Raw genomic sequence first — 20,829 nt, 5'->3', positions numbered from 1 at the left:
TTTACCTCTCAGGAATAGTCTTATCGGGAATAGTCTTACCGGGAATAGCTCACCGGAATAGAGAGTGAAAATTCCTTGACGGATTGATGATAAGTACCCGTGATATCCACCACCATTTTGCCGTCCTGTCCGGTTTCCATCGTGATGGATGTTAGCGTCACACGGGGTTCCCAGCGGCTGATTGCGGTATAACTGGCCGCCATAACCTGAAGCCGGAGCGCTGAGTTCTGTGGCCAGTCGATCAGTTCAGGTAATAAAGAGCCGTAGGTACGACGTGCAATACGGCTTCCCACGGGAGTTAATAAAATATCGCTGACGGATTGCCGGACGTGTGCTAGATCTGTCAACTCCCGGCCTGTTTGTCGGTTCATTCCTAAGTACATCATAATGGAGTTCCTGACATTCCAAGTGCTGGCACAGGGTGTGTATGGGTATGCACCACCACACCATTAGACTTGAATGTTCCTCCAGAGTGTGTAATATCACCCTCGATTTCTCCTTTCTTCGCTTTCAGCTCAACCGCACTTCCCTCCATCTTGAGTTCACCAGCTTTTAATCCAATTTCACCAGCCTTTAATCCGATCCCTTGACCAGCCTTTAATCCGATCTCTCTTCCCGCTTTTACTCCGAACTCCAGACCAGAATCCATTCCGATCTTTACACCAGCCTTTAATCCGATCTCTACAAGAGCTTCTAACCCGATTTTCGGGGCTTTCAGCTTGATTTCCTTACCAGCGTGTATTTCAATAGACTCTAAAGCTTCAATTTTTGCAGTTTTGATGTGGCGAACAGTCAATGCTCCTGACAGTGGTTCATACTCCATCATTGCTCCATCTGGAAACTGGATATGGGTCGCTTCAGGAGAAGTTGATGGTACCGGAAACTCATTTGAGAAAATTGCAGGCAATACAAAGGCGGTGGTCAGTTCACCACCTATGGACAATAATAAAACCTGCTCGCCGATACTGGGTGCCCACCATGTACGGGAGTGCCCTGCTCTGGATGTCAACCAATGTATCCAATTAGTTTTAAGCCCACCTGATGTAACTCGGCACATACCTTTTGTCGTATCTACTTCTGATACAACTCCTATTCGAATCAGATTACGTAATAAGCGCGTTATTTCAGTAAGTTGTGCATTCATAATATAAGCCTTAGCAGTATGTTCATGGCGTAAGAATGCCATGAAAAAACAGATGCAACATTAAATTGGGCTTGTAGGAACAGGCATACAAAAAAGAATAAAAATCAAATTAAATCAGTAAAATAAAAGCCTTCTTTCATTACAGAAGAAGGCTTTCTTGATGGGATACAATCACTCTGCTTTACACTGCCGGACAACGTCACGCACGTACTGTTGCAGGTAATCTAATTTGGTTTGATCGCGGATGATTCCGGCTCGGATATCGTAAATAGCGCGTCCAGCTTCTGCAGTGAGTTCGATTTGGGCTCCATCGCCCACGCTGCGGGTGCTGGTATTTCGGTCTTGGGTGAGCTGACAGGTAGCAAGGTTGGCGGCGGCGATTTGCACCCGCCGATAACCAGCAGCAATGTCAGTGCGCAAAGCAGCATTTTCTTCGGTAACATGAGTTAATTTTCCTGAATAGTATTCATTCAGTTTCGCAGCCCGATTTTGTGCTTCTTTCATTTGTTGGATGGCTGCCAGAGTTTCTGAACGCGCTTGTTGGTTGATAGCAACAAGCTGCGCAGCATGCTGTTGTTTCAATCCTGCCAATTCACTGATAAATAAGGAACAATGTCCCCACCAACCAGAAATCCCACCAATCACCAGACTGACAATTAAAGACGTTTTTTTCATCGTTCCAATTCCGACAAGCCAGTTAACCTGCATACTACAAATCTTTCGGTGCTTGTTTGATCAGCTCGCTGACAATCTTGGTCGATTTAGATGCGGGTTCTAATTTCAAATTTTCCAGAATATTTTTCAAAATTAGGGTTCGTTTCATCTGTTCTCTACGATTGAGCAGATAGGTCAGAATACCGAGGGTGATACTGGCAAACGCCCCAAGAATAAAGCTCCATTCATATAAAGACAGGCCGGAAAAAATAGCACTGATACTGGCACAGGTATAAGTAGCATGGCTGTATTTATCCATACATGCCTCTTAATCCCAAAGCTGGATAATGGGCTTGCTGGCTGCTGGCATGAACTCCGGCAATTCAATTTTTGTTCCATGAGGCAACACCGCGCCAAAATCAGCCAATCCTGGGTTTGCCTGTAACACGCGTTCTGTCATTCCCAGCGTACGTCCATAATAACGCCAGCATATGGAATCAACCGTTTCATTTTGTTGTGCGATAATTTGCATATACTCTCCTTTTTTTTGCAGAAAACAGTCTGTAAATCGAAGAGTTATGATCGAATAATCAGGAATATGCCTCAATAAGAGAAATTTGTTAGGCTGGTGGCACAAAAATAGACAACAGTTTCGTTTACTTGTTCTATTTATTTCACTTTCAAGTGCAGACATGGTTACTTCAGAAATATTAGCTTGCCTATCGAAAAGTATATCCACTCGCATTCTTTTCTCCCGCCAAATCTATTCTTCTATTGAACCCGAACTTCCCAACACATCGTTATCTAATAAGTTGTTTTTTAATGAATTTTGATAACTACTGAGTCTTTTTTCATAATGTGCGGATAATTCCGCTATCCAAACCAAAGCCAGTTCTTTGTCTTCCGCATGATTGCATTCGCAACTTGTTGCCATTCTGGCAATAAAATTAATACGTTGTGCTACCAATGATTCCATAAGAGATTCCACTGATATACCCGCCCCCATATAAAACTGTATATATATACAGTGCACTTAATTGGAAAAAAATTAAAGTGGTTTTTTTCTTTTATAAGGATAAAATTTAATAGTAAGTAACTATCATTTATTACTTTTATGGAAATATTTACTAATAACACCCTGCTACTTTTGTTATACCACTCCTTTTCATCTCTAGAGTTATTTAGTTTATATGTACAACGTCTATTATATTATTGATGTAAATAATATTAACTCAGTCACTGTTTTTATATATCCAATAGATTTCAAAATGCAGCGTGACGGCAAGGGAGTGAGTTCTCAGGAGCGTAGCAGACTATGTGACTGGGGTGAGTGAGTACAGCTAACAAAGCTGCGACTTGAAAGACGATGGGTATAATACGTTTATCTATGCTCCCTGTCTTTTTAGACGGGAGCATAGATCGGAAACGATGAAACAACTTAATTAATATAAAGCGTCAGTGCTATACCGGGTTTCATTTCTTTGATTTTAATGTTTTTATTCCAGTTTATCAGATCATTGAGATTGACATTATGGCGTTTGGCGATGCTGGAAAAAGAGTCGCCTCTACGTACCCGATAAGTGACAGGGCCACTATTATCGATTTTCAGTACTTGCCCGATTTTGAGCCGATCCGCTGTTTTCAGGCTATTCAATCGTTGTAAATCCCTATGAGTGGTATTGAAGCGCTTGGCTATCGCTGACAATGTATCTCCGGCACGAACTGTATATTGGCCTTGTTGTTGTAGTTTACGGGCGTTATGCGTAACAGACAGGCGGATATCCTTCAGAACGTTTTCATCAGTCAATGAGGTTTTAAACTGGCTGACGTTCTGTTTTGGCAGCATGATGTAATGCGGCCCATGAGGGGAAGTCATACCTTGTTTATAACCCGGATTATATGCTCTGACGGATGTTAACGATAGTCCAGATAGTTTAGCCGCTTGGGATAACATGATTGGTTGTCCTACCTCAACTTTGGTCAACGCTTGCTGATTGTTGGATTCTGGTAGTTTGAAACCGAATTCTTTGCTATGGCGAATAATGTTGCTTAATGCCAATATCTTGGGAACATAATACATCGTTTCCCGTGGCAGTGATAACGACCAGAAATCTGTCGGCTTTCCTTTCGCTGCATTGTTCCTGATTGCACGTATTACCCGGCCTTCACCGCTATTGTAAGCGGCGATGGTTAATAACCAGTCTCCATTGAACCGCTTGTTCAGCTGTTCAAACATATCCAGTGCGGCAGTCGTTGATGCCGCAACATCACGTCGGGCATCGTACCATTTGTCTTGTGTCAAACCATAATGGCGGCCTGTACTTGGGATAATCTGCCATAAACCTGCAGCCTTAGCGTAAGAGGTAGCATGGGGGTTAAAAGCACTCTCCACTATGGGCAGCAATACCAATTCCATTGGCATTTTTCGTTTATCAAGCTGCTCAACTATCCAATAGATGTACGGGCCTGCCCGCAACGTCACATTTTGGAGATAGCTCTTGTGTTTCAGGTAGTAATTTTGTTGCTTTAGCACTCTGCTATTACTAGGAATTTCCATCTTCAACTCATCACGGATATGTCCCCATAAATCTTGTTGGGTTGTCGGACTCTCCTTCCAGTTTGCAGAATCTTCTTGCCCTGCAATACTGTCTATTTTCTGATTCGTCGAAGACATCTTCTGTGTATGCTGCTGAGATGGAGCCTTTGGTTGCAGACTCGATTGACACCCAGCAAGCAAAACAGAAGCGAATAAGATCGCTTTTGTCTTCATGTTCTCTTTTGATGTTTGTCTAAAAGGTGAGCGATCATACTGACCTATTACGCAGAAGACAACCCAACAAAATCAAAATTGATCTTTATAAGCCCTTAATTGCTGAAAAACAGAAGAAAGTGATATTGAATTAGGTTTGATACCGATATTTTTTTGTAAATCAATATTGTGACAATTTAAGAAAACATTAATTTTTTTCTCTGTCTGTAAAGTTGTGGGTACTGTTGCTTGTCTATTTTCACGCCGCTCAATAATTTTTTGGTAATAATTGTGAATGGTTTGATTATCAGGCAATACTGCTTTTGCAAATGCCATATTTGCCGCTGTATATTCATGTGCACAGCAAATTAATGTGTCATCAGGTAGTGATGAAATTTTTCCAAGAGAAGAGAACATTTGTTCAGCGGTGCCTTCAAATAATCGCCCACAGCCGCCAGAAAATAACGTGTCCCCGCAAAATAAGTGGGGAGCTTGATAGAACGCGATGTGGCCGAGTGTATGGCCCGGCAATTCCATGACACGGAAAGAGAAGTGGGCGATTTCAATGGTTTCATGTTCGTGAACAATTTGGGTTGCGCCTTTTCTTCGGGTCTCTTCAGGTCCGTACACTGGTAATTCCGGGTGTTTTATGAGTAATCCGGGTACACCACCAACATGATCGTGATGGTGGTGTGTCAGGAAGATTGCCACAGGAATAAGTTGATTTGCTGCTAAAATGTCAATGACAGGCTGAGATTCTGCGGGATCGATAATGACACAACGTTTGTCTTCATCACAAAGTAACCAAATGTAGTTATCTAAAAGGGCTGAGATCCTGATAAGCTCCATCATATGCCTCATTTTCGTAGTAGATTTATAGTAGGTTGAAAGGAAGATGACATGCAAACAGCACGTTCAGTTAAGCAAATAACCCCTCCCGTTTCTTGGGCTGAGTTACCGTGGGGAGAATATTACCGCGTCGCTCTGGAACGTCAATTGGAACCTTGGTGGCCAAAGATTTTTGGTTTTCATTTATTGAAAATCGGTAGCTTAAGTACAGAAATTGATAGCCGTTCTTGTCTGGTCAGACATCAAGTCAACATCGGTTTGCAGGGGCAGAATATGGATGTAATGGCTGATCCCCACTATCTTCCTTTTGCCACTAAATCTGCTGATGCTTGCCTGTTGGCGCATATGTTGACTTATAGCATTAATCCTCATTGGTTGTTAAGAGAGGTGGATAGAATAATCATTGATGATGGCTGGTTGATTATCAGTGGTTTTAATCCAATAAGTGTATTGGGATTAAGGAAAGCGATTTCACCAATATATCGCCGACTGGTTTGTCGGGCACAAATGTTTTCTATGCTTCGTCAATTGGATTGGCTCCGTCTGCTAAACTACGAGGTGATTCATCACACGAACTTCCATGTTTTACCTTGGCAAAGCGGGGATAGTCGTTATGATGCTGCTGCATCAATATTTGGTTGCCTGAATGTGATTATTGCCCGCAAGCGGACAATACCTTTGACACTGAACCCTGCGCGGGCGACATTGTTAAAACCGAAGTTCAGTAATGCGTTGGGGACAGTGAAAAATTTCCACCGTCGTTAATGTTTTCACCGCCATAATTTGAGAGATAAAGGCGATAATTACAGGCTAATTTTCACTTTCGATATAACCATCATCTGATTGAGCGGGGTTGTTGGCGGCTGCCCGGGCCAGTTCATCGCAGATTTCGTTTTCCCGGTGTCCGGTATGACCCTTGACCCAACGCCAATCAATCTCATGTCGTGAGATAGCTTGATCAAGTCGTTGCCAGAGATCGATATTAATCACAGGTGATTTATCGGCTTTTTTCCAGCCGCGTTTTTTCCAATTGTGGATCCATTGAGTAATTCCTTGGCGGACATATTGGCTGTCAGTTGTCAGGATCACGGTGCAAGGGTGTTTCAGCGTCTCCAACCCGATAATCGCAGCCATTAACTCCATGCGATTGTTGGTCGTGAGAAAATAACCCCCGCTCATTTTTCTTTCATGTTGTTGGTAACGGAGTAAAATGCCATATCCGCCGGGGCCGGGATTGCCCAGGCAAGAACCATCGGTGAAAATTTCTACCTGTTTGTTCATCTTTGGTAGACTCTTCCTATATCATCTTTAATCAAAACTCTAAGTCTGACACAAAAAAACACTATGAGCACTGCAATTACCCGCCAAATTGTCCTTGATACCGAAACAACCGGTATGAACAAGTTAGGTGTTCACTATGAGGGACACAACATCATTGAAATTGGTGCGGTGGAAGTCATCAACCGTCGTTTGACGGGGCGCCATTTTCATATTTATATCAAACCTGAACGCTTGGTCGATCCTGAAGCGTTTGAAGTTCACGGCATCAGCGATGAATTTTTGCAAGATAAACTGTTATTTGCTGATATCGCCGATGAATTCATTGAATTTATTCGTGGAGCTGAATTGATTATCCATAATGCAACGTTCGATATCGGCTTTATGGATTATGAGTTTAGTAAGCTGAATCGTGATATTCCCCCAACGGCTGATTTTTGTACTATTACAGACAGCCTGATGCTGGCAAGGAGACTTTTCCCCGGCAAGCGTAATAACCTTGATGCGTTATGTGACCGTTATCAACTTGATAATTCGAAACGTACTCTCCACGGGGCATTGCTCGATGCCGAGATTCTGGCTGATGTCTATTTAGCGATGACTGGTGGCCAAACAGCACTGGCTTTTTCTATGGAAGGAGAAATTTCAAGCAATGCTTTGATTGCAGAAATTCAGAAAGTTACTCGCCCTCAGTCTGGATTAAAAGTTATTCATGCATCTGATGAAGAATTAATTCAGCATGAATCCCGCTTAGACTTGGTGGAAAAGAAAGGGGGAAGTTGTCTCTGGCGGTCAAAACCCGATCAGATACATTGACAAATCAGATACATTGACAAAATAGTGCAAAATGGAAGGAAATATATTGTTAAGGCTAAAAACTGTGCAAGTGAACCATTTTTTTATAAAAAGCGATTGACGGATTTTATCGTAGCCCGTACTATTCGTTCCGTTCTTAACCAGAACCCCCCGCGGTGCGGTAGTTCAGTTGGTTAGAATACCGGCCTGTCACGCCGGGGGTCGCGGGTTCGAGTCCCGTCCGCACCGCCAGAATTTAGAAGCCCTGAGTTTTAACTCGGGGCTTTTTAATTTTCGGTCAATAAAATAGTTTATTATAAACCTCAAATATTTTAACTATCTTGCCCCGTTTTTCATATTTATCAATAAAGTCATGATGTTATGTAAAGAATAATATCTTTACTATTTTCTCAAAAAACTGGCGGCTGAAATCGTTCTGGATACTGTTCATTCTAGTTTGTCTAGTAATTAAAATACATTACAAGTGAATTTTGTTTGTTTTGATGATGAAAATGATGAAATTTACCGTTATTGAAATCGATAACTTTTTTAAGCCAGAAGTCGTTCGCGTGTTCAGATCATGATTCTAATGTGGCAGAAACACTCGCGTTTTTAGCCTTGATTAAACTCTTGAGTATCGTGTTTAATACGTGGTTTTTATTGCGCAAATATTAGGGATATTATTCCTTTTTGCGCAATATCGCCTCCGGTTGTCTGTGTCAGCCTGAAAACTCGGCAAAACAACGGGGTAAATCAAAGAATTGTTGCAAATTGGAAATTAAGATAGTTTCCATTATCTGGCATTAATGATTGCGGTTTGTATGCTGCACTGCGAAAATTGGTTCTTAAGTTCACTAACGCTTTTATCCGACTTGGAGTAAAGAATGACCACTCGTAAAACCCTTGCTAATGCTATCCGCTTTTTGAGCATGGATGCTGTGCAGAAAGCAAAATCAGGGCATCCTGGCGCACCGATGGGAATGGCTGACATTGCTGAAGTACTGTGGCGCGACTATCTTAATCATAACCCTACTAACCCTAATTGGGCTGATCGTGACCGCTTTGTGTTATCTAATGGCCACGGTTCCATGCTGATTTATAGCTTACTGCACCTGACGGGTTATGATGTTTCCATCGACGATTTAAAGAATTTCCGCCAACTGCATTCCAAAACCCCGGGCCATCCAGAATATGGCTATACTTCAGGCGTTGAAACTACTACCGGCCCACTGGGGCAAGGTATCGCCAACGCGGTAGGCTTTGCGATTGCAGAACGGACGCTGGCAGCACAGTTCAACCGTTCTGGTCATGACATTGTCGATCACTACACTTATGTATTTATGGGTGATGGCTGCATGATGGAAGGTATCTCCCACGAAGTGTGCTCTTTGGCAGGTACTCTGAAACTGGGCAAACTAATTGCTTTCTATGATGACAACGGTATTTCTATTGATGGTGAAGTAGAAGGTTGGTTCACTGATGATACCGCAGCGCGCTTTGAAGCCTATGGCTGGCATGTTATCCGTGGTATCGACGGACATGATTCAGACGCTATTGCAGCAGCCATTGAATCAGCACGCAAAGAGATCGGTAAACCATCTTTGTTAATGTGTAAAACCACCATCGGCTTTGGTTCACCAAATAAAGCAGGTAAAGAAGAGTGCCACGGTGCCCCACTGGGTGATGCAGAAATCGAAGCCACCCGCAAGGCGCTGGGCTGGGAGCATCCTGCATTCGAAATTCCTCAGGATATTTACGCTGGTTGGAATGCACAAGATGCAGGTAAAGCCAAAGAAGCCGCATGGGCCGAAAAATTTGCAGCTTACGCAAAAGCGCATCCAGAGCTGGCAGCAGAGTTTACCCGCCGTGTCAGTGGTGAACTGCCAGAAAATTGGGAAGCAGAAGCTAACGCATTCATTGAGAACCTGCAACAGAATCCTGCTTCCATTGCCAGTCGTAAGGCATCACAAAATGCACTGGAAGCCTTCGGTAAAATTCTGCCAGAATTTATGGGTGGTTCCGCTGACTTAGCACCAAGTAACCTGACCATGTGGTCTGGTTCCAAGCCTTTGAATGAAGTTCAGGATGGTAATTACATCCACTACGGTGTACGTGAATTCGGTATGTCTGCCATCATGAACGGTATTGCCCTGCATGGCGGTTTTGTGCCTTATGGCGCAACATTCCTGATGTTTGTCGAATATGCCCGTAATGCTGTACGCATGGCGGCGTTGATGAAAATCCGCAGCATCTTTGTATATACCCATGATTCTATCGGCTTGGGTGAAGATGGCCCGACTCACCAGCCAGTTGAGCAAATCGCTAGCCTGCGTGTAACCCCGAATATGATCACATGGCGTCCATGTGATCAGGTTGAATCTGCAATTGCGTGGAAATATGCAATTGAGCGCAAAGATGGCCCGACTGCTCTGATCTTCTCCCGCCAAAATCTGGCACAGCAGGCGCGTACTGCTGAACAATTGGCGAATATCGAGAAAGGTGCTTATATCCTGAAAGATTGCGCGGGTCAGCCTGAATTGATCCTGATCTCGACTGGCTCTGAAGTTGAACTGGCAGTGAAAGCGGCTGAGCAATTAAGTGCAGAAGGTCGTCAGGTTCGCGTGGTATCCATGCCATCCACAGAGGTTTTCGACAAGCAAGATGCAGCATACCGTGAGGCAGTACTACCAGCGGCAGTATCTGCCCGTATTGCTGTAGAAGCGGGTATTGCTGATTACTGGTACAAATATGTTGGTATTAACGGCGCTATCGTCGGCATGAATACCTTCGGTGAATCTGCCCCTGCTGATGCTCTGTTTAAAGAGTTTGGTTTTACCGTTGAAAACGTAGTAGCCAAAGCGACATCCCTGCTCAAATAATTAGCAAACGAGACAGTAAGCGCATTCGCATCAAATTTTGTGTGAATGCGCTCTTTTTTTATTCAATTTTTACTTCATGATGCGATTAGTGGTGCTTGCCATCACGCTTTTTTTCTCGTAATCTGCCCCTTTATTAGCTGAACCGTTTCAGTTAAGTATATAAATCGATGTGTAAAATGTCTTGTCCATCACAGTCTAACTAATTTTGTGATGAATCATCCGTACAAGGCGCAGTTGCTCAGTTATTCTAAACGGTTGCATGACAACAGAGAAATTCAGGGAGTAACATGACAATCAGGATTGCGATTAACGGGTTTGGCAGAATAGGGCGGAGTATCTTGCGTGCTCTCTACGAATCCGGGCGTCGGGCTGAAATTTCGGTGATCGCTATCAATGAGCTGGCAGATGCAGAAGGTGTTGCTCACTTATTGAAATACGATTCCAGTCATGGGCGTTTTGCATGGGATGTACGCCTGAATAATGATTTATTGCAAGTAGGAGATGACAGTATCCGGCTGTTTCATCAGCCGGATATCTCAGCTTTACCGTGGAAAGAGCTGGGCATTGATATCGTACTTGATTGTACGGGTAAGTATGGTGAACGGGTGGATGGGGAATCCCATATCGCAAGTGGTGCCAAAAAAGTTCTGTTTGCACATCCGGGAGGAAATAATCTGGATGCAACGGTGGTATATGGTGTCAACCACCATTCATTAGTTGCAGAAGATCGAATTGTTTCCAATGCCTCCTGTACGACAAACTGCATCATTCCAATCATCAAAGTATTGGATGATGAATTCAATATTGAGTCTGGTACGGTGACAACCATTCATGCATCTATGAATGATCAGCCGGTGATTGATGCTTATCACCCTGATTTGCGTCGAACCCGGGCAGCCAGTCAATCTATTATTCCTGTCGATACAAAACTGGCGGCGGGGATCACTCGTATCTTCCCCAAATTCAGTGATCGGTTTGAAGCAATTTCTGTGCGGGTGCCCACCATCAATGTGACCGCGATTGATTTAAGCGTAACAGTTCACGCCACAGTGAATGTTGAAGATGTGAACCAACTCCTGCAAAAATCAGCGACCAGAAAGTTTCGTGGTATAGTGGATTATACTGATTTGCCGTTAGTTTCCACGGATTTTAACCACGATCCCCACAGTGCCATTGTGGATGGCACACAAACGAGAGTCAGCGGACACCATCTGATCAAAACTCTCGTGTGGTGTGATAATGAGTGGGGCTTTGCCAACCGGATGCTTGATACAACGCTGGCAATGGCTGCAACTGGTTTTAAATAATCATCTGTTGTATTGAGTTGTATTGAGTTGTATTGAACGCATTGACAAACAGCACACAGCAGAAGATTGAGTAATTTTATAGAGAATCAATGAGAGGATTCACCATGTCTGTAATTAAGATGGCTGATTTAGAGTTGGCAGGTAAACGTGTATTAATCCGCGCTGATCTGAATGTGCCTGTAAAAGATGGCAAAGTTACCTCTGATGCACGTATCCGTGCGTCTTTGCCGACGATCGAGGCCGCGTTGAATCAGGGAGCCAAGGTCATGGTTACTTCTCACCTGGGGCGCCCGACTGAGGGAGAATACAACGAAGAGTTCTCATTGAAACCTGTCGTTGATTACCTGAAAGGAAAACTGTCTTCTCCTGTTCGTCTGGAAAAAAATTATCTGGATGGTGTTGAAGTGGCGGAAGGCGAGTTAGTTGTACTGGAGAATGTCCGCTTCAACAAAGGTGAGAAAAAAGACGATGAAACATTATCGAGGCAATATGCAGCCCTGTGTGATGTGTACGTAATGGATGCTTTTGGTACAGCACACCGTGCTCAGGCATCAACCCACGGCGTTGCCAAATTTGCAACAATTGCGTGTGCGGGGCCGCTGCTGTCAGGTGAACTGGAAGCTCTGGGCAAAGCGTTGCGCAATCCGGTTCGTCCAATGGTGGCGATTGTCGGTGGTTCTAAAGTCTCAACTAAACTGACAGTTCTTGATTCACTGTCCAAAATTGCCGATCAGCTTATTGTCGGTGGTGGGATTGCCAATACTTTTGTTGCGGCAGAAGGGCATAATGTTGGTCGCTCCTTGTACGAAGACGATTTGATTCCAGAAGCGAAAAAATTGCTGGAAAGTTGTGATATCCCGGTTCCGACTGATGTTCGTGTTGCAACTGAATTTTCTGAAACTGCGGAAGCAACGCTGAAATCCACCAGCGAAATTAAAGATGAAGAACAGATCCTTGATTTGGGTGATGCTTCTGCTGAGCGTCTGGCTGAAATCCTGAAACACGCAAAAACCATTCTGTGGAATGGGCCAGTGGGTGTTTTTGAATTCCCTAACTTCCGTAAAGGAACCGAAATTGTTGCCCGCGCGATTGCTGAAAGTGATGCTTTCTCTATCGCAGGTGGCGGTGATACTTTAGCGGCAATCGACTTGTTCGAAATTGCTGACAAGATCTCTTATATCTCTACCGGTGGTGGTGCTTTCCTTGAGTTCGTTGAAGGTAAAAAACTGCCAGCCGTTGTGATGCTGGAAGAACGTGCTAACAGTAACTAAGTTTTGTGATAACAGGCAGCGTTGGCTGCCTGTTCAATGTCAATACAGGGCCACGTAACATGTCTAAAATTTTTGATTTCGTAAAACCGGGTGTCATCACTGGTGATGATGTTCAAAAAGTCTTTGCTGTCGCTAAAGAGAACAACTTCGCGTTACCAGCGGTTAACTGCGTCGGCACTGATTCCATCAATGCAGTGTTGGAAACAGCGGCAAAAGTACGTGCTCCGGTTATTATCCAGTTTTCTAACGGCGGTGCATCTTTCGTTGCTGGTAAGGGCTTGAAAGCAGAAGGCCAGCAGGCAGCGATTATCGGTGCTATTTCTGGTGCCCACCACGTTCATCAGATGGCAGAACATTACGGCGTTCCTGTGATCCTGCATACTGACCACTGCGCACGCAAACTGTTGCCATGGATAGACGGCCTTCTGGATGCAGGTGAAAAACACTACGCGCAAACCGGCAAGCCACTGTTCTCTTCCCACATGATTGACCTGTCAGAAGAATCTCTGGAAGAAAACATCGAGATTTGCAGCCAATATCTTGCCCGCATGGCGAAACTCGACATGACTCTGGAAATCGAACTGGGTTGTACGGGTGGTGAAGAAGATGGCGTTGATAACAGCCATCTCGATAGTTCTTCCCTGTATACTCAGCCAGAAGATGTGGCTTACGCATATGAAAAACTGAACGCGATCAGCCCACGTTTCACCATCGCAGCCTCTTTCGGTAACGTTCACGGTGTATACAAACCGGGTAACGTTAAACTGACACCGAAAATCCTGCGTAATTCACAGGACTACGTTTCTGAGAAATTCAACCTGCCACACAACAGCCTGGACTTTGTTTTCCACGGTGGTTCCGGGTCTACCGCAGAAGAAATTCAGGAAGCAGTTAGCTACGGCGTAGTTAAAATGAATATCGATACCGATACCCAGTGGGCGACTTGGGAAGGTATTCTGAACTACTACAAAAAGAATGAAGGCTACCTGCAAGGCCAACTGGGTAACCCAGAAGGTGCGGATAAACCTAACAAGAAATATTATGATCCACGTGTTTGGCTGCGTGCTGGCCAATCCTCCATGATTGTTCGTCTGGAGCAGGCTTTTAAAGAACTGAATGCGGTTGATGTGCTGTAATTGCGATAATTAATTGCGTAGATAGCAGATTCTTAGATTGCACTCCGTTAGGGAGTGCAATCTGATCTAGGGCTTAATCAGGTCAATAAATTTGCGGGCTAATTCCTCTTGTTACTAGCAATTACCTATTTTTATCACGCTTATCATGTAACTAATTTATTTACTTTAACTCCTGAGTGAAATAACTGCTATTTTGTGATTTCATTAACAAATTTATATAAATTAACTGTTTCTGGATTTTAATCTGGCTTATAGTATCTTAATAATGTGAATAGATATTCATGCTTTTGTTTATATATTACTTTTCATATATTATAATAAATTAAAATAGAACTAACAAAGTTTAAAATATTTCCTTCTTGACTTAGCAACATCGATCAATTTTTGTGAATTCTACAAAAAATTATCAGTTCAATCGATTTTTTAATATCCAATAAATAATATTTATAATATGGATTTTTATAATTCCATACATAAAATATAACTTATTTATATAGTAGGAAATTATGAATCTAAATGAATTAAAAGTTTGTAGCTATGTGAGTGAGAATGGTCATGGGCTTATTGTTGAGTTTGGCGATGCTGAATTTTTGAAGATGCAAAATGAAAGCGCTTTATATTGCCAAGAGTTGAAACCCTACATTGTTACTAGTATTGCTGAAGACAAAATGAAAGGTTTTCTCTCAAAAAATAAAGAATTATTTAGTGAAATATCTTGGTTTAGAGAAAAGGAAAAATTCAATTATCTAGTTTTTAAAAATTGTTTTTCAACAAAAAATATACCACCAACCCCGACAAATGATTGTCCGCCAGATACAATTTTGTGGAGGACACCAGCATCTTCTTTGCTCGCTGCGATATCGATCACTGGTCATAAAGTTGCCAGCTATGAGGGGGAGATGTCGGGTAGGTTGGCTCACATGGTAATGCCTGCTAAAAATTCGGAAGCCTCACAATTGCGCTCAACGAAGCAGCTAAGTCCACACACTGAGGTTGTTAATGGTCAATGGGCAGAAATGCTCCCTCAAAATATAGGTAATAATCTTATTTCACCTGAGATTTTTGGATTGTGTTGTCTCAGAAACCCTAACGGAGCGGGTACAACGATTTGGTATTTATCTGATATTCTAGATCACTTACCGTACTCAATAATCCAACAACTTTGTAAGCCTGAATACTCAGCAAAAAGCCAATCTAGTTTTGACTACAACTTCGATTTAGAGAATATCAGCGTTATATCTGAGATCAATAGTAAGCTGTGTATAAGATATAGTTCTTCTAAATTGGTGGGATTAACAGATAGAGCATCTAATGCGTTATCAGAGCTAGAGAAACACCTTAATAATCCTAAATTTACAGATAAGGTTGTTTTAGAGCCTGGTGACATATTTATCGTTAACAATAGGATTACTCTTCATGGAAGAGAATCTCTTACGCACGAGGCAAAATATGACGGGACTGACCGATGGCTTCTACGTATGTATGGGTTTAGTCAAGACGCATGGCGCAAGCTAAATAGAAATCCACAAATGGGCCATGTTGCAATCGTTTAATAATAAAGGAAAAATAAATGTCTCCATTAGTTGGAAGTGATCGCTATTTTGACCTAAATGGTCATCCTATTCTCTTTACATCAGGTGTTGGCCATAAAATTTATGATCAAAATTCAAAAGAGTACATGGATTTTATCTTAGGTATTGGCCCAGTAATTTTGGGTCATGCTAATAGAACATTCAATGAAGTACTAATGGCTGCACTTAATAAAGGGCTTTCATTTCCTGGATTTGGTGCTATTCATTCACAATTGGCTGAAGTTTTCGAAACTATATACCCAGCTCATAAGGTAGTATCAATTTTTAAAACAAGTTCAGAAGCTGTCACGGGAGCATTTCGTTGTGCAATGCTTGACACTAAGAGAACTAAGATTCTTCGTTGTGGTTTTCTTGGATGGCATGACTCTCAGTTATATAAATCTCCTAGCTGGCATGAGCGAATTGGCAGTGAAAAGAGAAATGAACTGAGATACCTAAACGGTATGCGCGGTGTTGAAGGTGAAGAAAAAGTATTGAACTGGATCGATTTTTCAATGGATTCACTTGAGGATACACTTAAAGCTCATGGTAACGAGATTGCTATCTTTGCAATTGATGTATACCAATTAGCATTCTGCGAAATTAAAGTACTAGAAAAAGCGATTTCACTTTGTAAAGCCTATGGTATCAAAATTTTGTTGGACGAAACAAAAACTGCTGGTAGAACTAATGCAGGTGGTTTTTTATCTAACTATAATATTGACAGTGATTATATTGTGATGGGTAAAGCCATTGGTAATGGTTTGCCAATTTCTATATTGATGGGAAAGCCAGAAGCCATTGATATTTATAAAGAGTCACGCATTGGTGGAACTCATACAAAAGAAACACTTTCAGCAACAGCAGTTATTACTGTTGCTGATATTATGTCTAAGGAAGATGGATATAGCATAATTTCTTCAACCGGATATGATCTTGTAAATACAATAAATAATGCATTTTCGCAAGCTGGTGTTAACCATCTTCTAGAAGCAAAGACATTATTTAATAGCGCTCTTTTTGATATTATTTTTTCAGATGAGATTGTTAATGATTTCAGTGTGCGAAATTCCCTTAAAATGCAATTGGTTGATAATGGGATTTTAATCATGCTTGGTCATAATTCATTTATTAGCTTGGCGCATCAGAGTGTGAATAAAGATAAGTTTGGGCAATTAATTTTCGATTCCGTCATACAGTGGAAAAGTACAATTTAATATGAAAATAATATGGAGAACATAATGAAGCAAGAGATAAAAAAACTATTAGCCAACTATTCCACTGAATATGTAATTGAATTATTGTACATTAATGAAATGATGGCTCTGCTTGAAGTCAGTCAGCCATTTGATAGTAAAAATGTTGCCGGTCATTTTACAGCATCAGCTTGGATTCTATCGCATGACAAGAGCAAAGTTTTATTGACTAAGCATGCGAAATTAGGAAAGTGGTTCCAACTAGGTGGACATATTGAGCCTACTGACAGAACTTTTTTAGACGCATGTGTGCGTGAGGCTACTGAGGAAAGTGGTATTGTTGGTTTGTCTAAAGCAGATGCTTTCATAATCGATGTTGATATGCACCCAATTCCCGAAAACTGTTTAATGCCAGAGCACCCTCATTATGATATTTCTATGTGTTTCGTTGCACCTAAAGATGCTGAAATTGTTTGCTCTCCTGAATCATTGCAGCTTTCATGGGTGCCTGTATCTGAGGTAAGCGGCATCACTGATGATGCCGCAATTTTACGAATGGTGAGTAAAACGAATTTATTGTTTAAGAGCGCTGCTTAATGCCACATTTAAAATTATTGGCAGCAAATCTAATATGGGGTGGACTGCCTTTATACTTCTATTTTTTTACTAATGTCTCTCCTCTATTTATGCTATCTATGCAGATAATTACAACATGGACGATTCTATTTATTTTTACAAAAAGAGAGATAATCACTAAGAAGAAGCTATTGTCATATATTCCATCAGCTCTGTTCCTTTCTGCAAACTGGGGGATTTACGCTATTACGGTACAGAATGGTTTTATTTTAGAGGCAAGTTATGCCTATTTGATAATGCCAGTTTTGTTTTTAATTGTAGATAGCATTACCAACAAGAGTAAAATGACTTTCCTTGCAAGAGCCTGTGCGATCGTAGCTGTATCTATCATAGCTATTGATGCAATGATGAATGAGGTACTACCTATCTCAGGTTTGATGATCGCATCAGCTTTTACGTTATATGCTCTTTGGCATCGAAAAAAGAGGTTTGAACCGCTATCAGCTTTGAAGAATGAAACATTCTTAATGATGCCGTTGGCATTTTTATTCCTTTTATTCGAGGGAAATCTAGAGGTTAGTTCAACTCAAGTGCTATTACTCCCTATTCTGGGCGTTTTGACATGTCTACCACTTGTGCTGTTTATTACAGGTAGTAAGTTAGTTGAATTTAGATACATTTCTTTGTACCAGTTCGTATCTCCGATAACTGGCAGCATTTTAGCAATAATTTTATTTAATCAATCGCTTTCGAATGGAAGAATGTTCATCTATGCATCACTGATTTTCGTGCTTTGTTTAAACATATTTTTGAACTGGTCAACGGTGGAACATGAAAAGCGAACTTAACTTAGCAGAACTATTATCATTAGTTAAAAATGTAGCAACATCAGCATCTAATTTGATTGAAAAAAACAAATCAGAGGCACAGTTCAGTGAAAAATTGGATCATAGCGTTATTAGTAATATTGACATATTAGCGGAGGAGTATATTCGAGACTCTTTGATGCAGCTTACTCCAGACATTTCTGTTTATGGAGAAGAATTGAGTCCAGAAGGTTTTGACGATGTTGATCGTTTTTGGTTAATAGATCCGATAGATGGAACCTCATGGTTTAAACTGGATATCCCTGTATACGGCTCTTTAATTGCTCTAATTGAAAATAATGAACCGATATTAGGAACGGTTGCAATTCCTGGTTTAAATCAACTGATGTATGCAGCCAAAGGAGAAGGATGCTTTTACACAGATAGCTATAATGATGTAAAGTTACTCAATTCAGAGTCATCTAAATCTATAAGTGCAGCTACTATTACCTCATCTGGCATACATGGAACGTCAACGTGGCTGGAGAATGGTGCTACCCCTTGGGAGTTAATTGAGATAATAAAAATTGCTAAATCATTCAAGTTTTCGGGCGACTGTATTCAGCATTTAAGTGTTGCCCGAGGTAAGGTTGATTTAGCGATTGATACGATTATGAAACCATGGGATAGCGCAGCTTTGATAGTTTGTCTCAAAGAAGCAGGAATGACAGTTATGGATCTATACGGTAACACAGACAATTTGATTCAAAGCAATTGCTTATTATCAGCAAATTCTCTGGAATTGGCGCATTCTGTGATTGAAAAATTAAAAAGTTGAGAGCCAAACAGGATGAATGTTCATTTTATGGATATTTTCTATTCAAACGAGGCAGCTAAACTACCTGAAAAGAAATGATTCCCGCCCATTATTTTTATTATCAACGAGCGGAGAATGTGTTCAGGCAAGCAGAATTAGGTCAATTATGCCTTCATTTCCTCTTTCATAATACGGTTCAGCCATGGCACCATAAAGGCCATAATCACGGCGATAATCAGTGTGGCGACCCCGATTTTACCAAACACACCCATATAAATTGGCAGGGTTTGCAGGGGATCAGTTACGCCGATTGGTGTAGCAGTCAATGCCGCCACATGACTTGCTAACATTGATGCCACCGCTTGTGACAGGAACCACATCCCCAGAATAAAGCCAGTCAGATAACTGGGAACAAATGCTGCCACCATTGCCAGACCTAAGGCGCTAATCATCAATTCTCCCACGCTCTGGAACAGATACACCAGCACGATAAATCACGGGGAAGTAATGCCTTGGGCATCAGCAAACAAACCCGAAGCGGCGGCTGTCAGAAAGCCCAGAGAACATAGGAACATACCGAAGGTAAATTTTGTTGGCATCGAAAAATCTTTGCTTTTGGTACCTAGCTTGGTGTATACCACGGCCAGTATTGGACTGATGATGATGATCCAAAATGGATTTAATGCCTAGAAACTGATGGGATTGATATTAAAACCAAGGATCTGGTGATGAACGTTATTGATGGCGAAGAAATTAAGAGAAGTGGGCATTTGGTTATACAGGATGAAGAATACAACCGCCTGAAGCATCAGAATAAAAGCCACAAACATTTTATTACGGCTTACTTTATTCTGCTTGAACGCTTGCCAGAAGAAAATAATTATTACAATAGTAGTAATGGCGAACAAGGCAAGATTGGCAATTACCGGTTGTGCAATAGCCATGCGCAAGCGCCAATCGTGGCTACACTACCCACCAGAACGACCAGCAGGTTGAGTGGTTTGAGCGGCTGATGATCTGGCTTAGAGCCGACGTTATGGACTATACGGCGGCAGGCGAAATACACCAGCAGAGCGATAATCAGGCCGATACCGCAGATATTGTAAGTGACGGTATAGCCATGTTTTTCAGCAATCACAGGGGCGAGGGAAAGGGATACCAGGGAACCGATATTGATCGACATATAAAACAGTGTAAATGCGCCATCCAGACGAGGATCTTGTGGTTGGTAACATTTAGCCAGCAGGCTGGCAGGATTGGCCTTGAAAAGACCGTTACCGACGGCAACCGTACCCAATGCATAAAAAATCAGTTCTGGCTTCATGATAGACAGGCCAATCATAAAATAGCCGATTGCCATGATAATCGCGCCCAAAACGATGGTTCGTTTAGTCCCGAGTATGTGATCGCCAACATAACCACCAAGAGAAATCAGGCCGTAAACCAGTGCAGTAAATGCACCAAAGGTAATAAACGCTTGTGCTTCGGAAAATCCGAGTTGTTGGACGAAGTATACGGCAAGAATTCCTTGAACGCCGTAGTAACCAAATCGTTCCCATAGTTCCACAAAAAAGATCATGAAAAAGGGCTTCGGTTGATCCCATAAACCGACCGGGGTGGTTTTACTCATAATGAATGCCTTTGTTAGCTACCATTCCAATTGGCAATACATCCAGATTATTATACTGCTGTTAACATATTTGTAACGTAATGTATCGCACGGGTTGTGATTTCGTTTATTTATTCAGGGTGATCGTGAAGAGGGGGAGGTTAATATACTGATATGATATCTTCTCAACGG

20 protein-coding genes, 1 tRNA gene and 1 pseudogene are annotated in these 20,829 nt (G+C 41.9%); 12 read left to right on the top strand and 10 right to left on the bottom strand.

The features are described 5' to 3' along the window. Window positions 1–35: 35 nt before the first annotated feature. The 8 genes from BM329_RS06735 to gloB all read right to left on the bottom strand — a co-directional run bounded on the left by BM329_RS06735 (window position 36) and on the right by gloB (window position 5,396). Window positions 36–386: a GPW/gp25 family protein gene (locus BM329_RS06735; RefSeq protein ID WP_092550700.1), complete on the bottom strand. Its 351-nt coding sequence runs from the start codon at window positions 384–386 to the stop codon at window positions 36–38. Beyond that, entirely contained in the window at window positions 383–1,144 is a 762-nt protein-coding gene (locus BM329_RS06730) for a phage baseplate assembly protein V (RefSeq protein WP_092550697.1), read from the bottom strand. The genes BM329_RS06735 and BM329_RS06730 overlap by 4 nt, the downstream gene beginning before the upstream one ends. A gap of 171 nt (window positions 1,145–1,315) precedes the next feature. Then, window positions 1,316–1,819 carry a lysis system i-spanin subunit Rz gene (locus BM329_RS06725; RefSeq protein WP_245759026.1) on the bottom strand — a complete coding sequence of 168 codons (504 nt, stop codon included), beginning with the start codon at window positions 1,817–1,819 and terminating at the stop codon, window positions 1,316–1,318. 34 nt (window positions 1,820–1,853) lie between these two features. Continuing rightward, window positions 1,854–2,117 carry a hypothetical protein gene (locus BM329_RS06720; RefSeq protein WP_092550691.1) on the bottom strand — a complete coding sequence of 88 codons (264 nt, stop codon included), beginning with the start codon at window positions 2,115–2,117 and terminating at the stop codon, window positions 1,854–1,856. A 9-nt stretch (window positions 2,118–2,126) separates the two neighbouring features. After that, window positions 2,127–2,330 (bottom strand): tail protein X, encoded by a 204-nt coding sequence (locus BM329_RS06715; RefSeq protein ID WP_092550688.1) that lies wholly within the window; start codon window positions 2,328–2,330, stop codon window positions 2,127–2,129. A 231-nt stretch (window positions 2,331–2,561) separates the two neighbouring features. Then, window positions 2,562–2,774, bottom strand: coding sequence for a hypothetical protein (locus BM329_RS06710; protein ID WP_092550685.1), 213 nt, complete (start codon window positions 2,772–2,774; stop codon window positions 2,562–2,564). 462 nt (window positions 2,775–3,236) lie between these two features. Further along, entirely contained in the window at window positions 3,237–4,568 is a 1,332-nt protein-coding gene (gene mltD, locus BM329_RS06705; RefSeq protein ID WP_092550682.1) for a murein transglycosylase D, read from the bottom strand. Between the two features lie 72 nt (window positions 4,569–4,640). Beyond that, a complete protein-coding gene (gene gloB / locus BM329_RS06700; RefSeq protein ID WP_092550679.1) occupies window positions 4,641–5,396 on the bottom strand; it encodes a hydroxyacylglutathione hydrolase in 756 nt (251 codons plus the stop codon). Window positions 5,397–5,447: 51 nt separating this feature from the next. On the opposite strand from gloB, the gene BM329_RS06695 reads away from it, so the two are divergent. Further along, the gene (locus tag BM329_RS06695) at window positions 5,448–6,161 is read left to right on the top strand and encodes a methyltransferase domain-containing protein (protein ID WP_092550676.1); all 714 of its coding nucleotides are present in this window, start codon (window positions 5,448–5,450) and stop codon (window positions 6,159–6,161) included. A gap of 45 nt (window positions 6,162–6,206) precedes the next feature. On the opposite strand, the gene rnhA is transcribed toward BM329_RS06695, so the two are convergent. Beyond that, entirely contained in the window at window positions 6,207–6,677 is a 471-nt protein-coding gene (gene rnhA / locus BM329_RS06690) for a ribonuclease HI (protein WP_092550673.1), read from the bottom strand. A 63-nt stretch (window positions 6,678–6,740) separates the two neighbouring features. Here rnhA and dnaQ point away from each other — a divergent pair, with 63 nt between their 5' ends. The 11 genes from dnaQ (at window position 6,741) to BM329_RS06635 (ending at window position 19,049) form a co-directional block, all read left to right on the top strand. Then, entirely contained in the window at window positions 6,741–7,490 is a 750-nt protein-coding gene (gene dnaQ, locus BM329_RS06685; RefSeq protein WP_092550670.1) for a DNA polymerase III subunit epsilon, read from the top strand. A gap of 154 nt (window positions 7,491–7,644) precedes the next feature. Further along, window positions 7,645–7,721: transfer RNA gene (locus BM329_RS06680), tRNA-Asp, on the top strand. 632 nt (window positions 7,722–8,353) lie between these two features. Then, window positions 8,354–10,348 carry a transketolase gene (tkt, locus tag BM329_RS06675; protein WP_092550667.1) on the top strand — a complete coding sequence of 665 codons (1,995 nt, stop codon included), beginning with the start codon at window positions 8,354–8,356 and terminating at the stop codon, window positions 10,346–10,348. A gap of 287 nt (window positions 10,349–10,635) precedes the next feature. Further along, window positions 10,636–11,655 (top strand): erythrose-4-phosphate dehydrogenase, encoded by a 1,020-nt coding sequence (epd, locus tag BM329_RS06670; RefSeq protein ID WP_092550664.1) that lies wholly within the window; start codon window positions 10,636–10,638, stop codon window positions 11,653–11,655. Window positions 11,656–11,759: 104 nt separating this feature from the next. Then, a complete protein-coding gene (gene pgk, locus BM329_RS06665) occupies window positions 11,760–12,926 on the top strand; it encodes a phosphoglycerate kinase (RefSeq protein WP_092550661.1) in 1,167 nt (388 codons plus the stop codon). A 59-nt stretch (window positions 12,927–12,985) separates the two neighbouring features. Further along, window positions 12,986–14,062, top strand: coding sequence for a class II fructose-bisphosphate aldolase (fbaA, locus tag BM329_RS06660; protein ID WP_092550748.1), 1,077 nt, complete (start codon window positions 12,986–12,988; stop codon window positions 14,060–14,062). A 506-nt stretch (window positions 14,063–14,568) separates the two neighbouring features. Then, window positions 14,569–15,615: a TauD/TfdA family dioxygenase gene (locus BM329_RS06655; protein ID WP_092550658.1), complete on the top strand. Its 1,047-nt coding sequence runs from the start codon at window positions 14,569–14,571 to the stop codon at window positions 15,613–15,615. 17 nt (window positions 15,616–15,632) lie between these two features. After that, window positions 15,633–16,850, top strand: coding sequence for an aminotransferase class III-fold pyridoxal phosphate-dependent enzyme (locus tag BM329_RS06650; RefSeq protein ID WP_092550655.1), 1,218 nt, complete (start codon window positions 15,633–15,635; stop codon window positions 16,848–16,850). Between the two features lie 24 nt (window positions 16,851–16,874). Continuing rightward, entirely contained in the window at window positions 16,875–17,426 is a 552-nt protein-coding gene (locus BM329_RS06645) for an NUDIX hydrolase (RefSeq protein ID WP_177216206.1), read from the top strand. Beyond that, window positions 17,426–18,253 carry an EamA family transporter gene (locus tag BM329_RS06640; RefSeq protein WP_092550649.1) on the top strand — a complete coding sequence of 276 codons (828 nt, stop codon included), beginning with the start codon at window positions 17,426–17,428 and terminating at the stop codon, window positions 18,251–18,253. Before BM329_RS06645 ends, BM329_RS06640 begins: the two co-directional genes overlap by 1 nt. Then, window positions 18,237–19,049, top strand: a complete 813-nt coding sequence (locus BM329_RS06635) for an inositol monophosphatase family protein (protein ID WP_092550646.1) — start codon at window positions 18,237–18,239, stop codon at window positions 19,047–19,049. Before BM329_RS06640 ends, BM329_RS06635 begins: the two co-directional genes overlap by 17 nt. Before the next feature lie 143 nt (window positions 19,050–19,192). Here the strand turns inward: BM329_RS06635 and dtpB are convergent. Next, window positions 19,193–20,658: pseudogene (gene dtpB / locus BM329_RS06630) on the bottom strand (dipeptide/tripeptide permease DtpB). Window positions 20,659–20,829: the final 171 nt, after the last annotated feature.

Origin of the sequence: Xenorhabdus koppenhoeferi, assembly GCF_900116635.1 — a bacterium.
Lineage (GTDB): Bacteria > Pseudomonadota > Gammaproteobacteria > Enterobacterales > Enterobacteriaceae > Xenorhabdus > Xenorhabdus koppenhoeferi.
The sequence above is the reverse complement of the archived record's forward strand: the minus strand, read 5'-3'. Positions and strand labels throughout refer to the sequence as shown.